Annotated in this window: 1 protein-coding gene; it reads left to right on the plus strand. The window is 32.4% G+C overall.

From position 1 onward, the window contains the following. Positions 1 to 241: DUF334 domain-containing protein (locus tag SH09_RS13560; RefSeq protein ID WP_042740166.1), on the plus strand; the 241-nt coding region annotated here is incomplete at both ends.

Consider the following 241-nt stretch of genomic DNA (forward strand, 5'->3'; position numbering starts at 1 on the left):
TATTGAGATAGAGGTTCGAAAAGATGTTTATGGAGTTCGAGAAGAAATTCATTCGATGTTGCGTGAAGTTAAACAATCACATGAACATTATCAAAAAAGACAAAAGCAATTATTTACTGGAATTGGTGCAATGTTATTAGTGTTTATGCTTTTTGCTTTGATTATGACGATTGGCAGAGATTTTATGGGCTTTTTACATGTAGATGTATTACAGAATGCCATAGCAAGCAAAATAAAGGCT

This window comes from Staphylococcus gallinarum, from assembly GCF_000875895.1.
GTDB lineage: Bacteria > Bacillota > Bacilli > Staphylococcales > Staphylococcaceae > Staphylococcus > Staphylococcus gallinarum.